23 protein-coding genes and 1 riboswitch are annotated in these 19,262 nt (G+C 36.8%); of the genes, 11 read left to right on the plus strand and 12 right to left on the minus strand.

Annotated features, from left to right (window positions below):
* Nucleotides 1–234 precede the first annotated feature (234 nt).
* The gene (locus M1D66_RS03635) at nucleotides 235–618 is read left to right on the plus strand and encodes an ATP synthase subunit I (RefSeq protein WP_000624926.1); all 384 of its coding nucleotides are present in this window, start codon (nucleotides 235–237) and stop codon (nucleotides 616–618) included.
* 350 nt (nucleotides 619–968) lie between these two features.
* Here M1D66_RS03635 and pckA read toward each other — a convergent pair whose 3' ends face one another.
* Complete coding sequence (gene pckA / locus M1D66_RS03640) at nucleotides 969–2,555, minus strand: phosphoenolpyruvate carboxykinase (ATP) (protein ID WP_000108815.1); 1,587 nt, start codon at nucleotides 2,553–2,555, stop codon at nucleotides 969–971.
* A gap of 228 nt (nucleotides 2,556–2,783) precedes the next feature.
* Nucleotides 2,784–2,905: riboswitch (SAM riboswitch) on the plus strand.
* 169 nt (nucleotides 2,906–3,074) lie between these two features.
* On the opposite strand from pckA, the gene metK reads away from it, so the two are divergent.
* Nucleotides 3,075–4,274 (plus strand): methionine adenosyltransferase, encoded by a 1,200-nt coding sequence (metK, locus tag M1D66_RS03645; protein ID WP_000163123.1) that lies wholly within the window; start codon nucleotides 3,075–3,077, stop codon nucleotides 4,272–4,274.
* 41 nt (nucleotides 4,275–4,315) lie between these two features.
* Here the strand turns inward: metK and M1D66_RS03650 are convergent, their stop codons facing one another.
* Entirely contained in the window at nucleotides 4,316–4,495 is a 180-nt protein-coding gene (locus tag M1D66_RS03650; RefSeq protein ID WP_000486786.1) for a hypothetical protein, read from the minus strand.
* Nucleotides 4,496–4,501: 6 nt separating this feature from the next.
* Entirely contained in the window at nucleotides 4,502–4,681 is a 180-nt protein-coding gene (locus M1D66_RS03655; protein WP_000424797.1) for a hypothetical protein, read from the minus strand.
* A 236-nt stretch (nucleotides 4,682–4,917) separates the two neighbouring features.
* On the opposite strand from M1D66_RS03655, the gene M1D66_RS03660 reads away from it, so the two are divergent.
* Both M1D66_RS03660 and M1D66_RS03665 read left to right on the plus strand, forming a co-directional pair.
* The gene (locus M1D66_RS03660; protein WP_000117123.1) at nucleotides 4,918–5,427 is read left to right on the plus strand and encodes a MogA/MoaB family molybdenum cofactor biosynthesis protein; all 510 of its coding nucleotides are present in this window, start codon (nucleotides 4,918–4,920) and stop codon (nucleotides 5,425–5,427) included.
* Nucleotides 5,424–6,026 (plus strand): molybdenum cofactor guanylyltransferase, encoded by a 603-nt coding sequence (locus M1D66_RS03665; protein WP_000049595.1) that lies wholly within the window; start codon nucleotides 5,424–5,426, stop codon nucleotides 6,024–6,026. The genes M1D66_RS03660 and M1D66_RS03665 overlap by 4 nt, the downstream gene beginning before the upstream one ends.
* A gap of 281 nt (nucleotides 6,027–6,307) precedes the next feature.
* Here M1D66_RS03665 and M1D66_RS03670 read toward each other — a convergent pair whose 3' ends face one another.
* From M1D66_RS03670 to M1D66_RS03680, 3 genes are all read right to left on the minus strand, one after another.
* Complete coding sequence (locus M1D66_RS03670) at nucleotides 6,308–7,450, minus strand: glycosyltransferase family 4 protein (protein WP_001261648.1); 1,143 nt, start codon at nucleotides 7,448–7,450, stop codon at nucleotides 6,308–6,310.
* A 12-nt stretch (nucleotides 7,451–7,462) separates the two neighbouring features.
* Nucleotides 7,463–7,996, minus strand: coding sequence for a phosphatase PAP2 family protein (locus M1D66_RS03675; RefSeq protein WP_086386055.1), 534 nt, complete (start codon nucleotides 7,994–7,996; stop codon nucleotides 7,463–7,465).
* 143 nt (nucleotides 7,997–8,139) lie between these two features.
* Nucleotides 8,140–8,652 (minus strand): gamma carbonic anhydrase, encoded by a 513-nt coding sequence (locus M1D66_RS03680; RefSeq protein WP_000640189.1) that lies wholly within the window; start codon nucleotides 8,650–8,652, stop codon nucleotides 8,140–8,142.
* 74 nt (nucleotides 8,653–8,726) lie between these two features.
* On the opposite strand from M1D66_RS03680, the gene M1D66_RS03685 reads away from it, so the two are divergent.
* From M1D66_RS03685 to M1D66_RS03695, 3 genes are read left to right on the plus strand one after another with little or no spacing between them, the layout of a single operon-like run.
* Nucleotides 8,727–9,530: an alpha/beta hydrolase gene (locus tag M1D66_RS03685; RefSeq protein ID WP_000267421.1), complete on the plus strand. Its 804-nt coding sequence runs from the start codon at nucleotides 8,727–8,729 to the stop codon at nucleotides 9,528–9,530.
* A 40-nt stretch (nucleotides 9,531–9,570) separates the two neighbouring features.
* Nucleotides 9,571–10,635, plus strand: coding sequence for a tetraprenyl-beta-curcumene synthase family protein (locus tag M1D66_RS03690; protein WP_001102461.1), 1,065 nt, complete (start codon nucleotides 9,571–9,573; stop codon nucleotides 10,633–10,635).
* 42 nt (nucleotides 10,636–10,677) lie between these two features.
* A complete protein-coding gene (locus M1D66_RS03695) occupies nucleotides 10,678–10,911 on the plus strand; it encodes a hypothetical protein (RefSeq protein WP_157414617.1) in 234 nt (77 codons plus the stop codon).
* A gap of 37 nt (nucleotides 10,912–10,948) precedes the next feature.
* Here M1D66_RS03695 and M1D66_RS03700 read toward each other — a convergent pair whose 3' ends face one another.
* The 6 genes from M1D66_RS03700 to mnmL form a co-directional block, all read right to left on the minus strand.
* Nucleotides 10,949–12,250 carry a PepSY-associated TM helix domain-containing protein gene (locus M1D66_RS03700; RefSeq protein ID WP_000867824.1) on the minus strand — a complete coding sequence of 434 codons (1,302 nt, stop codon included), beginning with the start codon at nucleotides 12,248–12,250 and terminating at the stop codon, nucleotides 10,949–10,951.
* A 155-nt stretch (nucleotides 12,251–12,405) separates the two neighbouring features.
* Nucleotides 12,406–13,080, minus strand: a complete 675-nt coding sequence (locus tag M1D66_RS03705) for an aspartate/glutamate racemase family protein (RefSeq protein WP_000579343.1) — start codon at nucleotides 13,078–13,080, stop codon at nucleotides 12,406–12,408.
* Nucleotides 13,081–13,104: 24 nt separating this feature from the next.
* Nucleotides 13,105–13,785, minus strand: coding sequence for a hypothetical protein (locus M1D66_RS03710; RefSeq protein ID WP_000457745.1), 681 nt, complete (start codon nucleotides 13,783–13,785; stop codon nucleotides 13,105–13,107).
* Between the two features lie 18 nt (nucleotides 13,786–13,803).
* Nucleotides 13,804–14,637 carry an ABC transporter ATP-binding protein gene (locus tag M1D66_RS03715; RefSeq protein WP_000959745.1) on the minus strand — a complete coding sequence of 278 codons (834 nt, stop codon included), beginning with the start codon at nucleotides 14,635–14,637 and terminating at the stop codon, nucleotides 13,804–13,806.
* A 362-nt stretch (nucleotides 14,638–14,999) separates the two neighbouring features.
* Nucleotides 15,000–15,572: a tRNA 5-(aminomethyl)-2-thiouridylate-methyltransferase MnmM gene (gene mnmM / locus M1D66_RS03720; RefSeq protein ID WP_000764496.1), complete on the minus strand. Its 573-nt coding sequence runs from the start codon at nucleotides 15,570–15,572 to the stop codon at nucleotides 15,000–15,002.
* Complete coding sequence (mnmL, locus tag M1D66_RS03725) at nucleotides 15,569–16,528, minus strand: tRNA modification radical SAM protein MnmL/YtqA (RefSeq protein ID WP_000868033.1); 960 nt, start codon at nucleotides 16,526–16,528, stop codon at nucleotides 15,569–15,571. Before mnmL ends, mnmM begins: the two co-directional genes overlap by 4 nt.
* 111 nt (nucleotides 16,529–16,639) lie before the next feature.
* On the opposite strand from mnmL, the gene M1D66_RS03730 reads away from it, so the two are divergent.
* The 4 genes from M1D66_RS03730 (at nucleotide 16,640) to M1D66_RS03745 (ending at nucleotide 19,254) form a co-directional block, all read left to right on the plus strand.
* Entirely contained in the window at nucleotides 16,640–16,903 is a 264-nt protein-coding gene (locus tag M1D66_RS03730; protein ID WP_000840871.1) for a YtzC family protein, read from the plus strand.
* Between the two features lie 15 nt (nucleotides 16,904–16,918).
* Nucleotides 16,919–17,068 carry a hypothetical protein gene (locus M1D66_RS03735; protein ID WP_001129341.1) on the plus strand — a complete coding sequence of 50 codons (150 nt, stop codon included), beginning with the start codon at nucleotides 16,919–16,921 and terminating at the stop codon, nucleotides 17,066–17,068.
* Between the two features lie 136 nt (nucleotides 17,069–17,204).
* Nucleotides 17,205–18,227: a DUF418 domain-containing protein gene (locus tag M1D66_RS03740; RefSeq protein WP_242554997.1), complete on the plus strand. Its 1,023-nt coding sequence runs from the start codon at nucleotides 17,205–17,207 to the stop codon at nucleotides 18,225–18,227.
* 265 nt (nucleotides 18,228–18,492) lie between these two features.
* Nucleotides 18,493–19,254: an ABC transporter ATP-binding protein gene (locus M1D66_RS03745; RefSeq protein ID WP_000165844.1), complete on the plus strand. Its 762-nt coding sequence runs from the start codon at nucleotides 18,493–18,495 to the stop codon at nucleotides 19,252–19,254.
* The last annotated feature ends 8 nt before the right edge of the window (nucleotides 19,255–19,262 follow it).

Below are 19,262 nucleotides of genomic sequence, written 5' to 3' on the forward strand. Positions count from 1 at the left end.
TTCATAGATTGATATCATTTTTTTCATAAATGGACGAAAAAAGTTTGAAAAACCGTCACAAAATATGAGAATATGATGTTTGAAATCTTGTATAATATTATTTTCTAAAAACATTTAAACAACATAAACATACTGTTTATGTTGTTTTTAATTTGAATGAAATGAATGTAAGGGATATGAATTTGAAAGAAATTTTTTGTTGGATAGATAAGAACGAATGAAGAGAGGTACAGCATGATTAGTATGTCACTAAGATCATTTAAAATCCAATCGTATTATATACTAGGTATTTTGTTACTAGGTTGGATGTTAACACCGTTTTCAGCACATTTTTTAGGCGCTGGAATTGGGCTTATTGTAAGTATGTATTGCGTTTGGCTTTTAGGCAGAAGAATTGAGAAGCTTGGAGATAGTATTGTAAAGAAGACGAAAGCACCGACACTCGGTATGTTTAACCGTTTTGCAGCTGCCATTTTGGGTGCTATTATTATGTACGAAATTGAGCACCACATGGTTATGTGGGCGTTTGCAGTAGGGATTATGGGTGGGTATTTCTTAATCGTTGTGAATTTAGGTTACTATAGCATGAAAGATGAGAAAGAACTAACAAAGAGCTAAAAAGATAAAAGACTTCTTTTTAGATGGAATAGATGATCCAGTCACGAATAGAAGCGGTCAGGGCCTTTTTTAGCCCCATACGATGTAAAACCCGAGAGATGTAGTGAGTAGGGATATAATGTATATATTCGAAGCTGTAATTTTATAATCTAGGTCACAGATGAAGAGATTAGCGTTTCACTTTATATAAGATATAGAAAGAAGCTTACGTTTTCACGTAAGCTTCTTTTTTATGTAAGTGTGTGTAACCGTTAAGCCGCATTGGGTTTTGTCGGTGAGTACGCGAAACTTTACGGTTACACGACACTTATTCATATGAGTAAAGGGTTATTCCAACAGAAAGTTTTAATTTAAGCGATTGGACCGCCTAAGTTAATAATGTCTTCAGATACGCTGTCGAATTTTTTGAAGTTAGCTTTGAATTCATTTGCAAGTTCGATTGCTTTTGCTTTGTAAGCAGCTTTATCAGCCCAAGTTTGTTCAGGCATTAACACTTCGTCAGGTACACCTGGTACGTGAAGTGGAACTTCAAGACCGAAGATGTCATGTTTAGCTGTTTCAGTTTTCGCAAGTTCACCGTTTAATGCTGCTTGAATCATTGCACGAGTGTAACCTAAGTTCATACGTTTACCAACGCCGTATTCGCCACCAGTCCAGCCAGTGTTTACTAAGAATACTTTCGCATCGTGTTTCTCGATTTTTTCACCAAGCATTTCAGCATAGCGAGATGCATCAAGTGGTAAGAATGGTGAACCGAAGCAAGTTGAGAATGTTGCTTGCGGAGATGTAACGCCGCGCTCTGTTCCTGCTAGTTTACTAGTGTAACCACTTAAGAAATGATACATAGCTTGCTCTTTTGATAACTTACTGATTGGAGGCAATACGCCAGATGCATCAGCAGTTAAGAAAATAATTGTATTTGGGTGTCCAGCAACACTTGGCAGTACGATATTGTCGATCGCATGCATAGGGTATGCAGCACGAGTATTTTCTGTTAAAGTAGTATCGTTGTAGTCCGCGATACGCGTTTGGTCATTAATGATAACGTTTTCTAAAACGGATCCAAATGTGATTGCATCGAAAATTTGTGGTTCTTTCTCGTGAGAAAGGTTTACACATTTTGCGTAGCAACCGCCTTCAATATTGAATACACCGTTATCAGACCAACCGTGCTCATCATCACCGATTAATTTACGATTTGGATCAGCAGATAATGTTGTTTTACCTGTTCCAGATAAACCGAAGAATAGTGCTACGTCGCCTTCTTCACCTACGTTTGCAGAGCAATGCATAGAAAGAATATCTTGTTCAGGTAGTAAGAAGTTCATAATAGAGAAGATTGATTTTTTCATTTCTCCAGCGTATTCTGTACCACCAATTAGTACAATACGTTTTTCGAATGAAACCATAATGAATGCTTCAGAGTTTGTACCGTCAACAGCTGGATCAGCTTTGAAGTTCGGTGCAGAAACAATTGTGAACCCTGACTCATGAGTTGTTAATTCTTCTTCAGTTGGACGAATGAATAATTGATGTACAAATAAATTGTGCCATGCATATTCATTAATAACTTGAATTGGTAGGCGGTAATTGCGGTCAGCGCCTGCAAATCCTTTGAAGACGAATAACTCTTCTTTTTCTTTTAAGTATTCTAAAACTTTAGTATATAATTTATTAAAATGTTCTTCAGAAATCGGTTGGTTCACAGCTCCCCAAGCAATTTTGTCAGCAACCGATGCTTCTTTCACAATAAATTTATCTTTAGGAGAACGTCCTGTATATTTTCCAGTTGAAGCAGAAACGGCACCAGTCGAAGTTAATTTCCCTTCATTTCGCATTAATACTTTTTCCACTAATTGCGGAACACTTAGTTGAATCTGTGCATTGCTTCCGTTCAATAATTCGTGTAAACCAATTTGGACATTCACAGTACTCATATTTATATACCATCCTTTTCATTTAATGAAATATTTCTCGTAATCCCCAACAAGAGTATAACACAATTATATAAATAATGTATACTATTTATTTCTTTTTGTTTGTGTGAATGCATTATTTCCCTATTAATATTTCATTTCAGGCGTATTGAGAAAAACTTTCAGGAAAATGTGAATATTAATTGACAAATGAATATCATTTCTTTAGTATAGGTTGGGACGGATACTCTCTTATCCCGAGCTGGCGGAGGGACAGGCCCGATGAAGCCCAGCAACCTCACTTGTAGTGGTAAATACAGGTGAATAGGTGCTAAAACCTGTGCGAGGCTACAGGTCTCGAACGATAAGAGCGAAGGGCAAAAAGCAGTATGCAAGTAGCAAATTAAACCTTTCCTCTATGTAAAGTAGGAAAGGTTTTTCTGTATGCTTGTGTGGGAGAATAAATGTATGTCGCAGTTTGTGGCAAATTAAGGATGAGTTCCGTACAATATATACAATTACTGTAGGGAGGTTTACCACATGACAAAAAAACGTCATCTGTTCACATCTGAGTCTGTAACTGAAGGACATCCAGATAAAATTTGTGACCAAATTTCTGATTCAATTTTAGATGCGATCTTATCAAAAGACGCAAATGCACGTGTAGCTTGTGAAACAACTGTAACAACTGGTTTAGTATTGGTAGCGGGGGAAATTACGACTTCTACTTACGTAGATATTCCAAAAATCGTTCGTGAAACAATTCAAGGCATTGGTTACACACGCGCAAAATACGGATTCGATGCAGAAACTTGTGCAGTTTTAACATCTATCGATGAGCAATCTGCTGACATCGCTATGGGTGTTGACCAAGCGCTAGAAGCACGCGAAGGTCAAATGACTGACGCTGAGATTGAGGCAATTGGTGCAGGAGACCAAGGTTTAATGTTTGGTTTCGCATGTAATGAAACACAAGAGTTAATGCCACTTCCAATCTCGCTTGCTCACAAATTAGCTCGCCGTTTAACTGAAGTACGTAAAGATGATACATTATCATACCTACGTCCGGATGGAAAAACGCAAGTTACAGTTGAGTATGATGAAAATGGTAAACCAGTACGTGTTGATACTATCGTAATTTCTACACAACATCACCCAGATGTTACATGGGAAGAAATCGATCGCGACTTAAAAGAGCACGTAATTAAAGCTGTAGTACCAGCAGAATTAATGGATGGAGAAACGAAATTCTTCATTAATCCAACTGGCCGCTTCGTAATTGGTGGACCACAAGGTGATGCTGGTTTAACAGGACGTAAAATCATCGTTGATACTTACGGTGGATACGCTCGCCACGGTGGCGGTGCATTCTCTGGTAAAGATGCAACGAAAGTTGACCGTTCTGCAGCATATGCAGCTCGTTATGTTGCGAAAAACATCGTAGCAGCTGGTCTTGCTGAAAAAGCAGAAGTACAACTTGCATACGCAATCGGTGTAGCACAACCAGTATCAATTTCAGTTGATACATTCGGCACTGGTAAAGTATCTGAAGACGTATTAGTAGAACTAGTTCGTAACAACTTCGATCTTCGCCCAGCTGGTATTATTAAAATGCTAGATTTACGTCGCCCAATTTACAAACAAACAGCAGCTTACGGCCACTTCGGACGTACTGATGTAGATCTATCATGGGAACGTACAGACAAAGCAGCAGCTTTAAAAGAGCAAGCTGGTCTATAATATATGAAAAAAAGCTTTGCGCGGTGAGCGCAAAGCTTTTTTTATTTCGTTTTACTTATAATTTGAATACATGATTTGCAATATACTTCGCCATCTAGCTCAATATACTTTTTCATATTAGTCATGCCACTTGCTGGAAATGGCATATGAATCCATGCCTTTTCATACGTTTGTATTTCCTTTTTACATGATTTACAAAGGGTGGGTTTCTTCTGGAACATATGTAATCAACCTTTCATTTGACGTGCTTTACCTGCGCAAAAGGCACTACTTAGTAAAAATAGTGTCGCGAATATAATGCTTACTAATGTAGCGTATGGAATTGCGCCTTTTAAGGAAAAGCCGACAGTGATTGAAGCGATGAATAAGAGGATAAATGTTGTTGTTAATTTTTTATAAAGTTCCATACTATGTAGACCTCCAATTTATTTTTTAGTACAAGTTTTAAAATTGAATTCTATTATGTAGAAAATATAAAGAGTAGCTAAAGATGTGTAGTCTAGGAGTATAAGAAAGTGCACTTTCTTTTTTGTGGGTTAGTATACTTATATTGTATCATGGCGCATGATTGGCTTCATACATAATTGTGTAAAGGTATGTATGATAAAATGAAGAAAAGTCTTTAAGAAAGGAAAGATAAAAAATGAGTGTAACTGAACATAAAAAACAAGCTCCAAAAGAAGTGCGTTGCAAGATCGTGACGATTTCCGATACACGTACGGAAGAAACAGATAAGAGCGGACAACTATTACATGAATTGTTAAAAGAAGCGGGACATAAAGTAACTTCTTATGAAATTGTAAAAGATGATAAAGAAAGTATCCAGCAAGCAGTGTTAGCTGGTTATCATAAGGAAGATGTAGATGTTATATTAACAAATGGCGGTACTGGTATTACGAAACGCGATGTCACAATTGAAGCAGTATCAGCGTTATTAGATAAAGAAATTGTTGGATTTGGTGAGCTGTTCCGTATGATTAGTTATTTAGAAGATATCGGAAGCAGCGCAATGTTAAGTAGAGCGATTGGTGGTACAATTGGGCGCAAAGTAGTCTTCTCGATGCCAGGGTCTAGCGGAGCGGTTCGCCTTGCGATGAATAAATTAATTTTACCGGAATTAGGTCATATTACATTTGAGCTGCATCGCCAATGAGTAAGTATGCTGGAATTGTATTAGCAGGTGGTATGTCGAGTAGATTCGGTGAGCCGAAAGCGTTAGCAATTTGGAAGGGAACTACTTTTGTTGAGCATATTGTGAAAGTGATGGGAAATACTTTGCAAGACATTGTAGTAATTAGCCATACTGATATAAAAGAGCGAGTAGAGCAATTCGTACAAGTACCTGTTATAGAAGACATTCCGCACTATAAAGGAAATGGACCGCTTGCCGGCATTGTATCAGGTATGGAATACATAGAAGCAGATTGGTATGCTATTATGCCTTGCGATGCGCCAAATGTTTCGCATGAATGGTTTACCATTTTACTGGAGCAAACGAACAATGAATATGATGCGGTTGTACCTATTATTAATGGAAGAAAACAACCGCTACTTGCGGCGTATCATAACCGCGTGAAAGAAAAGATTTATGCTTTACTTCAGGAAGAAAAAAGAAGTATGGGGCAGCTTTTATCACAATGTAATGTGAAGTATGTTTCTGGAGAAGATGTACAAGCGAATGCGGATTGGTTTATAAATGTAAATACGAAAGAAGAATATGGGCAGGCTCAAAAAGACCTTTCAAATGAATGAAAGGTTTTTTTGATATACAGAATTGGGGAACAATTGCTGTATAAAGGTATGTGAGTAAGTTGATTTTAAGGGGAATTCTTAAAATCATTATACAGTTAAAATACTGTATAACCATATATTAATTTTTATGGGTTTTTATTACAAGTTTGTTTAGTTATGTTTATTTTTGATATAATTAATATAGAAATAAAACAATGCTTAACCTTATGTATCATTTATTAAACTAAAATTTATGACCATGTAATAAACTCCCTTCGTTTTTTTGAAGGGAGTTTTTCTATTTAAGCAAGCAACTCTGATGCGTTATGCTGAAGGACTTCTTCATATTGGTTAAGCAAGCCACGAAAGATCTCATCCCAGCTCTTTGATTTCGCAAAAGATGAAGCTGCTATTCCCATCTGCTCAAGTTTTTCTTCATTTTGTAATAAAAAATAAATGGATGATAGAAATGCATCTTCATTTTTAGGCGGACAAAGAACTCCCGTTTTTCCATCTGTAATAATATTTTTAACCCCGCCACTATTTGCACCAATAACAGGTGTACCGCATGCGAGTGATTCAAGTACGACATTTCCGAATGTTTCAGTAGCTGATGGAAATACCATTATGTTAGAACAAGCATATGCTTCAGCTAAATCTGCACTTTGTAAATAGCCAGTAAAAGTGATGTTTGTTTTCGGAACAGCTTCACGTAAACTTGTTGCTAGAGGACCGTCTCCTGCTATAAGCCAATGAATGTCGCTTCGAGTATGTGCTGATTTAACGATAAGATTTTGCAACGTATCAATATCTTTCTCAGGAGCAATCCGTCCAACATAGGAAAGGACGTACTTCGCTGTAATATTATATTTTTTTCGGAATAGGTCTGTATTGTAAGATGGATGAAAGAGATTGCAATCTACACCACGTCCCCAAATAGAGAGGGCCTGAAAGCCTTTATGTTTTAATTGATGTAATGTTTCAGGAGAGGGTACAAAATTTTTTTGCATATGACTATGAAACCATTTTAAATAGTTCCACAGCATATTGGAGAGGAATTCGATTTTGTAATAACGTAAATAGGCATCGAAATCAGTATGATAAGAACCGACAACTGGGATGTTTAACTTTTTTGCATAATACAATCCACAAAGTCCCATGTTGAAAGGTGTGGCAATGTGAATCATGTCAGGTTTAAAGGAAAGTAGTTCCCGTTTAATGCGCGGAGTAGGAAAAGAAAAACGACATTCTGGATATAATATTGTTAACGGGATACTTCTCATCTTATTCACATTCGCTACAAAATTATCTTCAGCTGTATGCTGAGGGGCGAAAACAGAATAGGCGATCTGTTCTTTCTGAAAATATCGTGTTAATCGCTCTAACGTTTTCGCAACCCCGTTAACTTGTGGCGTAAAAGTATCGGTAAAAATGGCGACTCTCATCATATCACTCCTTTATGTGAAAAGTGGGATGAATTGATAAAAAGAGATGATGCCAGAGCAAGTGCCAAGGCACATACCGACGAATACATCTGACGGATAGTGAAGTCCTAAATAAATACGTGAAATACCAACGCATAATGCTAACGGTAATAGGAAAGCAAGTAAGCTTGGATTATAGCAAATAAATGGAATGAAGACAGAGAAAACGGCTGTTGTATGACCAGACGGGAAAGAGTGGTCTTTTAATGGATGGACTGGATATTTTGCATCCTGAATTGTTAAATAAGGACGTTTTCGTGGATACCATCTTTTTAATATTTGTACAGGAATATGGCTAATTGCTAAAGAAATAGCAGTTGCAATTGCAGCTTGATGCAAAGTTCCCTTTGCGAAAATCAAAAAGAAAAGTGTGAGTGCGATGGGGAAAGTCGCGCCACCGATATGAGTAATATTGCTGAAAAAGATATTTAATGTTTTTTGATCAAAGTAGCGATTAATTCCTTTGAAAATGTAACATTCTATTTTATATAATCCACTGACCTTCATGAAAATTCTCCTCCCTCGTTTACATATATATGGAGATATTAGCTTTTATTTTAATAAGATTTTGTTGAGGGAGTAATAATGTTTTGTAAAGAAAAAGTTAGATTTTATATAAAAAAAGCTGCCAATCGTATGGCAGCGGAAATTTACCTCTGTAATGATTTATAATATTGACCTTTTTCAACGTATTGCGTGCGAATACGCTCCATATCTTTACGGTCTTCTGCTGTTAATTCACGAATGACTTTCGCGGGACGACCGAAAGCTAACGTGTTTGGTGGAATTTTCTTTCCTTGTGAAACGAGGCTTCCAGCGCCGATAAAAGCTCCTTCGCCAATTTCAGCACCATCTAATATAATGGATCCCATTCCAATTAAAGCATCTTTTTTAATATGACAACTATGTAAAATAACTTGATGCCCAACTGTAACATCATCTTCTAAGATAAGAGGATACTGAGGGCTTTGGTGGAGTGTACATTGGTCTTGTACATTTACTCGGTCTCCAATGATCGTTGGTGACACATCACCACGGATGACTGTATTAAACCAAATACTTGATTCCTCGCCAACGTAAACATCGCCTGTAATCGTAACATAGTCAGCGATAAAAGCACTACTCGCAATTTTCGGTTTTTTTTCTTTGTAAGGATATATCATGTAAAGTCTTCCTTTCCTAGAGACTAGTTTTAGTGTATCAAATTATGAGAAAGAGTGAAATGGAGGAGAGCCGTATGTGGAATTATGAAGCGGAGGAAGCAAAGGCTGTCATTGTTATTGTGCACGGTGCAATGGAATATCACGGACGTTACGAAGCCGTTGCGGAAATGTGGAATCATATCGGCTACCACGTCGTGATGGGGGATCTTCCGTCACATGGAACGACTTCAAGAAATAGAGGACATATTGATTCATTTGATGAATACATAGAGGAAGTTAAACTATGGGTGAAAGAAGCAAGAAAGTATAGGTTACCTATTTTTCTATTCGGTCATAGTATGGGTGGTCTTATTGTCATTCGTATGATGCAAGAAACGAAGAGAGAAGATGTAGAGGGTATTATTTTGAGTTCGCCTTGTTTAGGGGTAGTGACTGGACCCTCTGCTCCGCTTCAATTTGCTTCAAAAATATTAAATGTTGTGGCTCCAAAATTGCAATTTGCAACGAATCTTACGGTGGAAATGTCAACACGTAACCACGAAGTGAGAGATGCAATGGAGAATGATTCTTTGTTCTTGCGCAAAGTATCAGTACGTTGGTATAGTGAATTGATTAAGTCTATCGAAATTGCTCATAAAAAAATAGATGATTTTCCGGATGTTCCGCTCTTGCTAATGCAAGCTTGTGAGGATAAACTTGTAGATAAAACACGTGTCCGCACTTGGTTTGATAATGTTAAAATAAGTGATAAGGCTTTTAAAGAATGGCCGAATTGTTATCACGAGTTATTAAATGAGTATGAGCGTGATGAAATTTTGAGTTATATTCAGTCATTTACTGAAATGCATGTCAATAATATAGTAAAAACAAACAAATAAATCATTATTTGTACATTTAATAGAGGAGATGAAGGAAGAAGTGAACGTACCGAGTAATCCCATAACGCTCATGGCGAAAGTATACCGTGATGTGTTTCCGGTTGTACACCATGAGCTAGCGATGTGGAAAGAGCGTGCCTACCATATTCCGAATGATGAGCTTCATAGTCAGGCAATCGCAAGTATTGAGCATAAAACGTTTCATTGTGAGGGCGGTGGCATTTTAGCTCTGCTAGCAAATGAACACCGAGAAGAATGTATTCGTTTTATCGTAGCGTATCAAACGATCAGCGACTATTTAGATAATTTATGTGATCGCAGTACATCACTTGATCCAAATGATTTTGCCGCACTGCATGAATCGATGTTAATGGCATTATCACCTGAAGTAGAAGGTGGCGGTAATTATTATCGTTATCGTGATGATCAAGATGATGGTGGTTATTTAGATGAACTTGTTGAAACATGCCAAGATGTTTTAAAGAAAACGAAGCACTATGACAAAATTGCTCCTGTTCTTCATGAACTTGCTTGTTATTATTGTGATTTGCAAATTCATAAACACGTGAAATTAGAAGAAAGAGAGCCGCGCCTGAAAAATTGGTTTGAAGCACATAAAGAAAACTTACCTGAGATGAGTTGGTTTGAATTTTCAGCATGTGCCGGTTCTACACTTGGAATTTTCTGTCTTGTAGCATATGCATTTCATGATGAGTTACATGATGAAGATATTGCGAAAATTAGACAAGGGTACTTCCCTTACGTACAAGGACTTCATATCTTACTTGATTATTTCATTGATCAAGAAGAAGACCGTATAGGCGGAGATTTGAATTTCTGTAGTTATTACGAAAACGAGCAAGCGATATTAGATCGGATGAAACACTTTGTAGAAGAAGCGGAGAAGAGCATTGGTGATTTGCCTCATGCGAAGTTTCATCGTCTCATAAGCCGAGGGTTACTTGGTATTTATTTATCAGATCAAAAAGTATCAGCACAAAAGAATATGCACAAAATGGCACGGCGCATTGTAAAATACGGTGGTCTCACTTCACGATTCTTCTATTGGAACGGGAAGATGTACCGAAAGAAAACGGCGCAGTGATGAAGAAAACCACTCATGTAGAGTGGTTTTATTTGTTATAATATGGTAAAGGTGGTGATTGAAATGAAGCGATTGTTTCAAAAGCTATATGGCAATATTGAAGTAACATTACTTCTGCTACTTTCCATTTCATTTGTAACAGGAACGTATATGATGATGAATAAAGCGGGTGGTCCTACAACGATGGATTATGTAGCCCAAGTTATCATTGCATTGATTATTATAGTAGATATTTTCTTTTTAATAAGTGGTAGAAAAAAAGAAAATAGTAAATAAAAAAGCATTTGTACATGAGAGTACAAATGCTTTTTTATTATGATCGTATTTTTGAAAATACATATATAAGAAGTTCAATCGCAAAAATCACTAAAACAGATAGCCCGAATAAAGGCATGACAGCGCCTAGTATAACCATCATGATAAAGAAAACGATTATGCTTTTCTTATCTCTTTGCTTTGGTGGTGCTGCTAATTTTCCTTTCGGCTTCCTTGCTAACCACATTTTTATTCCGTAATAAATGAGAAGTAGTAGAGATAATGTCGTTAGTAAGCATAATATTTTATTTGGCCATCCGAATAAATGTCCTTCATGAAGTGGGATACCGTAAGTGAACCATTGTGCAAGTAATCCATAATCACGATAGTCCGTTTTGGAAATGAGTTCCCCGCTATATTGGTCAAAGTAAGCTGTTATCTCTTCATTTGGTGCAACATGCATACCTGTAATACCAGAACCGCTCGATTTCGAAATAGTGAATACACCTTTTGGATCAGCTGGTAGTGAAATAACATATGGCTTCTTTATTTCAATTCCTTTTTGTAATTCATGGACAGAAATTGCTTTCGGTTCATTTGAATCCGATTCAGGAGGAGCTTCTTTTCTTGTTGCCCACGGCAATTCTTTTACCTTTGATTCAGGCGGTGCCATGTACAATTTTGGATATCCGAGTGATTCATTTGACGATGCAATTTTATAAATTTGGTTCCCCATAAATCCTGACCATGGCAATCCAGATGCGACTAGCAGAAAGAGAGGAATTGTAAATATAATACCTATAATAGAATGACGTCTTTTTGCTTTTTCTCGCTTATTGGATGATGGTGTGTTTTTGAATTGGCGTATACTCATGTACAATCCGGTTACGATTAAAAAGATTGTCCAGCATGCCGCAAGCTCCACAGTATAGTTAACGATAGTGCCGCCAACTAAAAGAGAACTATGTAATTCCCTCATGATATTGGCAAACGTTTCACTTGCATTTTGATCTCCAACAATTTGATTATTACTATCTAAATACACATATTTTTGTTGTCCAGTATACTCATTTGCAATCGTAAGTCTCGTATTATAATCCCCATTAAACTCACTAATTTTCGCCACGCTATAATGTGGATATTTTTTCTCTGTTAAGGAAATAGAATCAGACATCGAAATAGATTCTGTTTGAGCACTCTTCCCAAAATATAAATCTTTATAGATGAAATCTTCAACTTCCTCCCGAAATAAATACCCAATTCCGCTCAGTGACAACGTAATAAGAAGTGGCGTAATAAAAAGCCCAGCATAAAAATGCCAACGCCAAAAAATGTAATGAAGCGAACGATTTACTTTCATACTTTCAGTTCCCCTAACCTTCCCTATATGAATAACTACTTATTTAATATAGCGAGATTAAGTGTGATTACTTTGAAAGAATTGTGAAGAAAGTTAAAAGTTTGTGGGATTTTTATTAAACATAAAACACATTTTAGAAGGAGTGTTTTCTATGTTTATGAAGATCTCTTTATATTTGATAAGTACATCCTAACAACCGCTTTCGCAAGACATTGAGAAGAATCAACAAAATTCTCACTAGCCACAACATTCAAATCAGTACATGCGATAATTGCGGTATCTACTTCATCCTTCAACTGCACAACGAGCGCGCTCCATAATTTGCGAGCTTTTTCAACTTCTCCGCTTTTAATATACGTAATAATTTGATTAATCATCGTTTGCCATTTTTCATAATGAATGTATTCTATATTCCGTTTTGCAATCCCGTCTTGATAAATACCAGCTTGAACTGTCGCTTCTGTTGCGAGAAGAGCGACTCTTTTTGCATTTTTAGGAATTGCTTGTAACGTCTCATCGACTATATTTAAAATCGGAATGGACAGAGAATGCTGTAATTCCTCGAAATAAAGATGCGCCGTATTGCACGGCATAGCGATAAAGCTTGCGCCAGTACTTTCAAGTTTTTGTGCTCCTTCAATAATTGCTTTTTTCATCGCTTCGTGATCAATAGGGCGATCCATGTAAAACGGTGTTGGGCACGAATAGATCATCATATGAGGAAAGTCCATATCATACTTTGCTCCGTATATTATTTGGCACCTTGCTACAACTGTATCGACGAATGGTCCAGTTGATTTTGGTCCCATTCCTGCTAGTATTCCAATCATTGTTTCGTCTCCTTTAATATGTAATTAAAAACGTTTTTTGCGAACGATAAAAAGAAATAAGGTAAATAATAAAAATGAATATACGATAGCCCAAGTTGTGAGCCATAGTGTGTGAGTCAGTATATTATATTTGTATTGGCCAAGCATTAGAAAGCTTTCGACAGGTGGTAAAAACCATAATAACTCTTTTTTAAACCGGATAGATGCGATCGTTATAAGCAATATAAAGGTAAGGCTAAGCCAAGCAGTGCCTGCTTTTTGAATCATATTTCTAGTAAATAATGTTGCGATTGAAATTCCTAGTATAGAGAAAGACATGTGAGAGAGAAATCCGACTAGAAATAAAGAAACTGTCATTTTTTCATTAAACATTTGCAAAATAATTGGATAGATTACGGATATAAAAGATAATACAGTACAAATGAGAAGAGCTGTAATATATTTACCAACGTATAATGCGGAAATATTATTTGTGTGAGAAATAGTAATTTGTTCTTGTACAGGGTCTTCAGTATGAAAGATTGTGACCGTAATCCAGGCAGATAATAAATAAAGCGCGAGAGCTGTTTCTAAATATGTCGGTACAATAGGAGTCGGTTTATATGTATATACAAAAAGCAAGCTCACAAAGTACATCGCAATAGGGGGGATGTACTTATACGATTTTGTATAGTCGAGAAAATGGTAACGAATAAGCGCGAACATAATAAACCTTCTTTCGATTTAAAAGTTAGGTTGTAGCAGTGTGATAGATGCTTTTTTATGTAATAAAAACTGAAGCATTTCGTTTGTATATTCTTTTTCGATTTGTAATTGAATAAGGTTTTGATTTGATTTGTGTGTAACGTGTATAAAACCGGATTGCTTTTGTAGTTCTATCGCTGAAAATGTGTCGTGAACGATTGCTTCAATATAGACTTGTTCTGCCCCTTTTTGTATAAAGGTATCTGCTGTGATTGTATGGTTTGCTAACGTCACAATTCTATCGGCGAAGTTTTCTAATAGTTGTTTTTCATGACATGTGAAGAGTATAGATATACCTTGTTGTTTTAATGAGAGTAAAATATGTTCTAATTCTTGCTGAGAGTGAGGATCGAGCCCAGAAAGCGGTTCATCTAAAATTAATAAATGGACGTCCGTAAGTAATGCTTGCATAATACCTGTTTTTTGTTTCATACCTTTTGAAAAGTTTCGTACAACGGAATGTCTTGCATGATGTAAGTGAAAAGTCTCAAGGAGCATCGGAATTTTATTTCTTAAATATGTTGTTGATAAGCCGTGAATGCAGCCGAGATGAAATAAATAATCCGCTAATGTAAAACGAATTCCTTCAGGAAAATGTTCAGGTACATAACCAATTTGTATATGTTCTTTTCTTTTGAGCGTCCCTGCCGTAGGTGAAATAAATCCTGCAATTATTTTTAGCAGAGTACTTTTTCCAGTCCCGTTCCCGCCAATAATAGCGAGCGCTTCTCCTTCTGGAATGGATAAATCAATGTTGTCTAGTATAAGTGATTTGCTATACTTCTTTTGAATTCCCCTTAGTTCTACTAGCAAAGTTCTATCCTTCTTTCTTTAAATAGTGTATATATCCATTATATAGGAGAATAACAAAAAGACGTGCAATGAGTGCACGTCTTTTTTTGTTATGTTTTGTCGAACAATCGATATATCCGAGAAATCGTTGATATATTGTAAGTTATGATAGATATATCGAAAAAATCGTTGATATATCCCGAGTTACGATAGATATAATTGAAAAATCGTTGATATATTACCCCACATTAACGGGCAGTAAAACTTCCACCTTAAAATTCGGCTGGAGCAAAGAAGTTAGTTGGGAGATAAACTGCCCATAAATGCCCGATTGGTTCAACTAATAATCAGTGGGGATTCCCCCCACTGATTAAAGTTTCACTTTATCGTTTCTCAATCGCCACAATAAATGGCGGATTATTTTGCTGGTTAATAAAGCCATATCGCAGTACGTGAGCTTGTTTTTGGTCTAGTTCTTCGGCAAATTTGAGAACAGCGTCGCGTTCTACTTGTCCTTCTGGATGTCCGTGGTAAATGACAAGGACGATGATACCTTCAGGCGCCATTACTTCTAATAATTGCTCGATCGCCGAGATTGTTGAGTTCGGTTTTGTGACGATATGTTTGTCTCCGCCAGGAAGGTAACCTAAGTTGAAAATTGCACCTGTTACTTTTCCTTTTGCATCTTCTGGTAATATGGATAGAAGTGTATCGTGACTATCGTGAACTAAAACAGTACGTTCGAAAAGTTTTTTTTCTTTTAGACGAGTTGTTGAGCTTTCAATCGCCTCTTTTTGAATATCAAATCCAAATACTTTTCCGTTATCTCCAACAATTTCAGCTAGGAAGCAAGTGTCATGGCCGTTTCCTAAAGTTGCATCTACAGCGTAATCGCCTTCTTTTACTGCCGTTTGCAAGAGAGTACGAGCAAACGGTAATACACGTTCTAATTTCATTTTTGTTTCTCCTCATTTGCATATTTTCCTTGCCAGCTTCCGCGGCGTACAAATTCTGCATCGATGGAATTTAAAACTTCCCATTTATTTAAGCTCCACATTGGGCCAATCATTAAATCAGGCGGACCGTCACCTGTGATGCGGTGCACAATTACGTCTTCTGGAATAATTTCAAGTTGGTCAACAACGAGGCTTACGTAATCCTCAAGAGAAAGGAATTCGAGTTGTCCTTTTTCATATTGCTTCACCATTGGCGTTCCTTTTAATAAATGAAGTAAGTGGATTTTAATTCCTTGCACGTCAAGTTTCGCTACTTCACGAGCTGTTTCCATCATCATGTCGTAATCTTCAAGAGGAAGACCGTTAATAATATGAGAGCAAACTCGAATGCCATGCTTACGTAATTTATTTACACCTTCAACGTAAGAAGGATAATCATGAGCGCGATTAATAAGGTTTGCAGTACGTTCATGAACGGTCTGTAGTCCGAGTTCAACCCAAAGGTACGTGCGTTTATTTAAGTCCGCTAAATATTCAACAACATCGTCCGGTAAACAATCTGGACGAGTTGCGATAGAAAGACCGACAACGTCTTTTTCTGCTAGAAGCGGTTCGAATTTTTCTTTTAACACTTCAAGTGGTGCATGTGTATTTGTGTACGCTTGGAAATAAGCGATACATTTTCCGTCTTTCCACTTTGAGCGCATTTTTTCTTTCATTTCATGATATTGCGTTATAACATCATCGCGGCGATCGCCAGCGAAGTCACCAGATCCAGCAGCACTGCAAAATGTACAACCGCCATAAGCAACTGTACCGTCACGGTTCGGACAATCGAAGCCAGCATCTAATGAAACTTTAAAGATTTTTTCACCAAATTCATTTCGTAAATGGTAATTCCATGTATGATAACGTTTATTGTCGTTTGTATATGGAAAAGGGTTTTGAACCTTCATTACTTTCCCTCCTAAGCCGAGTCAAAATAACACAAAATCCATTATAACATACTCATAAGGTTCATAAGGAAGGGACACACTAAAGGGGAATTGAAGCAAGGAGGGACAATTATGGCAGAGCGTCAATCACTTGAATCGTATATTACACAAGCGGAACAAGCGGTGGAATATGCGAAAGAACAATTAGAACAAGGCATGAGACAAGAGCATTATAATACGATGGAGTATTCGGATGCGCAGTTGCAATTAGAACAAGCATATAACGATTTACAAACGATGCAACAACATGCGAATGATGAGCAACGTGAGCAGTTAAATAGAGCGCGTATGGCAATTCGCCAATTGCAACATCAAATGATTATTACACCGCACTAATAAGGAGTGAATGTAATGGCGAAACGTTCAGATCAAAATAACCCAGAACAAAAAACACAAAATGGACATAACGCTGAATTTTCGAATGAACTTGATCCGATTGTTCAAGTGAAACAGCGTAACAGTAAAAAAGGACAACCTCAAAGATCAAAGCAATCAGAGTAAACCAGGTCGCAATATGACCTGGTTTTGTTTTGTTATATGACAATAATGTAAGATTCCTGTAAGGTTTGCCGATAGTTGTAAGCTTACTTTTCCAGTAGAGTAAGGGAGGATTAAATTTTGGACAAGGAGCTGCTTTATGGGGAACAATATTACAAACAAACGAATTGATGAGTTAGATTACATTCGTGGCTTCGCATTACTGGGGATTATTTTAGTAAATATTTTAGCACTACTTAATATTAAAACTCCAGATCCTAATACAGTAGATGCTAGCTATCAAAGGTTTCTATACTTATTTGTAGAAGGTCGTTTCTTCTCGATTTTCTCATTCTTATTTGGAGTGGGATTCTATATCTTCATTACAAGAGCGATTGCGAAAGGGAAAAATGGATATGTTCTATTTTTCCGCCGCGTAGTTGCATTATTTATTTTTGGTTTGATTCATTACATGTTTCAGCCTGGAGAAGCGTTAACGTTATATGCAATTTGCGGATTAATCGTTTTACCGTTTTATAAAGCGAAAAAACAAGTGAACTTAGTAATTGGTCTTATTATGACAATAGCCTTTAGTGTAATGGGTATTAAAGAACTATTACCACTTGGTTTAATTTTATTAGGTCTTGCTGCAGGACAATATCGTGTATTTGAAAATCTTTCAAAAAACATAAAGCAAGTCGCTATTTTTACAGGCATTATGTTTGTTTTAAGTGTGGCAGCTGTATGGTATCAATATGGACACGTGCCTGCTGGCCCATTTGTAAATATGATATTGATGAATGAAGACGGAACAATGGATGCTGCAAGCCAGTTTCTAAAAATTGGTATTACTGTTGGACCAATTATTTCAGCTTTCTATGTAGGAGCATTAATTTTATTACTTCAGTTAAAACCAGTTCAAACATTATTAGCACCATTGAAATACTACGGTCGTATGGCTTTAACAAATTATATCGGACAAACGGCAATGATTTTAATTGCCGGTAGTGTATTTAACTTTGCAGGTAACTTAACATACATGCAGACGCTATATGTATGTATCGCAATTTATGCAATTCAAATTGTGTTTAGTGTAATTTGGATGAAAATCTTTAAAATGGGCCCATTAGAATGGATTTGGCGTGTTATTACGTACTGGACGGTAACACCTTTAAAGAAATAAAGAGAGAAGTGGGCTGTTCTTTTTGTGGAACAGCCTATTTTTATTTTCAGCTTTTGTAGTTGCGCCGATATATTTTGAAAATCGCCGATATAATTTCATTTACCGATTTACTATGCTGAAATGTGAACTAGTATTAACAGCCAAACTTACAAGTACACCTTTTTTATATTACAAAAGTGTAAGGTAAATGTAATGTTAACAAATAGCAGTTCACTTCCAAAAGGCGCAAAATAGGTAATGGAAAAACAAGCGTAGGAGGATATATATGACGAAACCAGTTGTAGACGTGAAAAACGTTCAAAAAGTGTACGGTAAAAAAGGTGAGAACCAATCACATGCGTTAAAAGGTGTGTCATTCTCAATTCAAGAGGGCGAGTTTGTTGGAATTATGGGACCATCTGGTTCTGGTAAAACGACATTATTAAATGTAATTTCAACGTTAGATAAAGCAACGGGCGGCGTTGTTGAAATTGCAGGAACGGATATTACAAAAATGAAGCAAGGTGAGCTTTCAGATTTCCGTTCACAAAAGTTAGGATTTATCTTCCAAGATTTTAATTTGTTAGAAAACTTATCTATTTATGAAAACATTGCACTTCCACTTTCCTTGCAAGGTGTTCCATCACGTAACATTGGACCAAAAGTCGAGAAAGTAGCGGATATGTTAGGAATTACAGAAATACTTCAAAAGTACCCATCTGAAGTATCTGGTGGGCAAAAGCAACGTTCGGCAGCAGCGCGTGCTTTAGTGCATGAGCCTGCAATTATTTTAGGGGACGAGCCAACAGGAGCGCTTGATTCTAAAAATGCAACGAGTTTACTTGATGCGATGACAAACTTAAATAAAGATCAAGGCGTATCTATTATGATGGTTACACATGATCCATACAGTGCAAGTTACTGTCAGCGTATTTTATTCATTCAAGATGGTGAGCTATATAAAGAAATTCACCGCGGCGGTACACGTGAAGAGTTTTATAAAGAAATTTTAGATGTGCTTGCGGACTTAGGCACACAAAAAGCGTAAGAAAGGAG

The sequence above is a fragment of the Bacillus sp. PK6-16 genome (genome assembly GCF_056530295.1).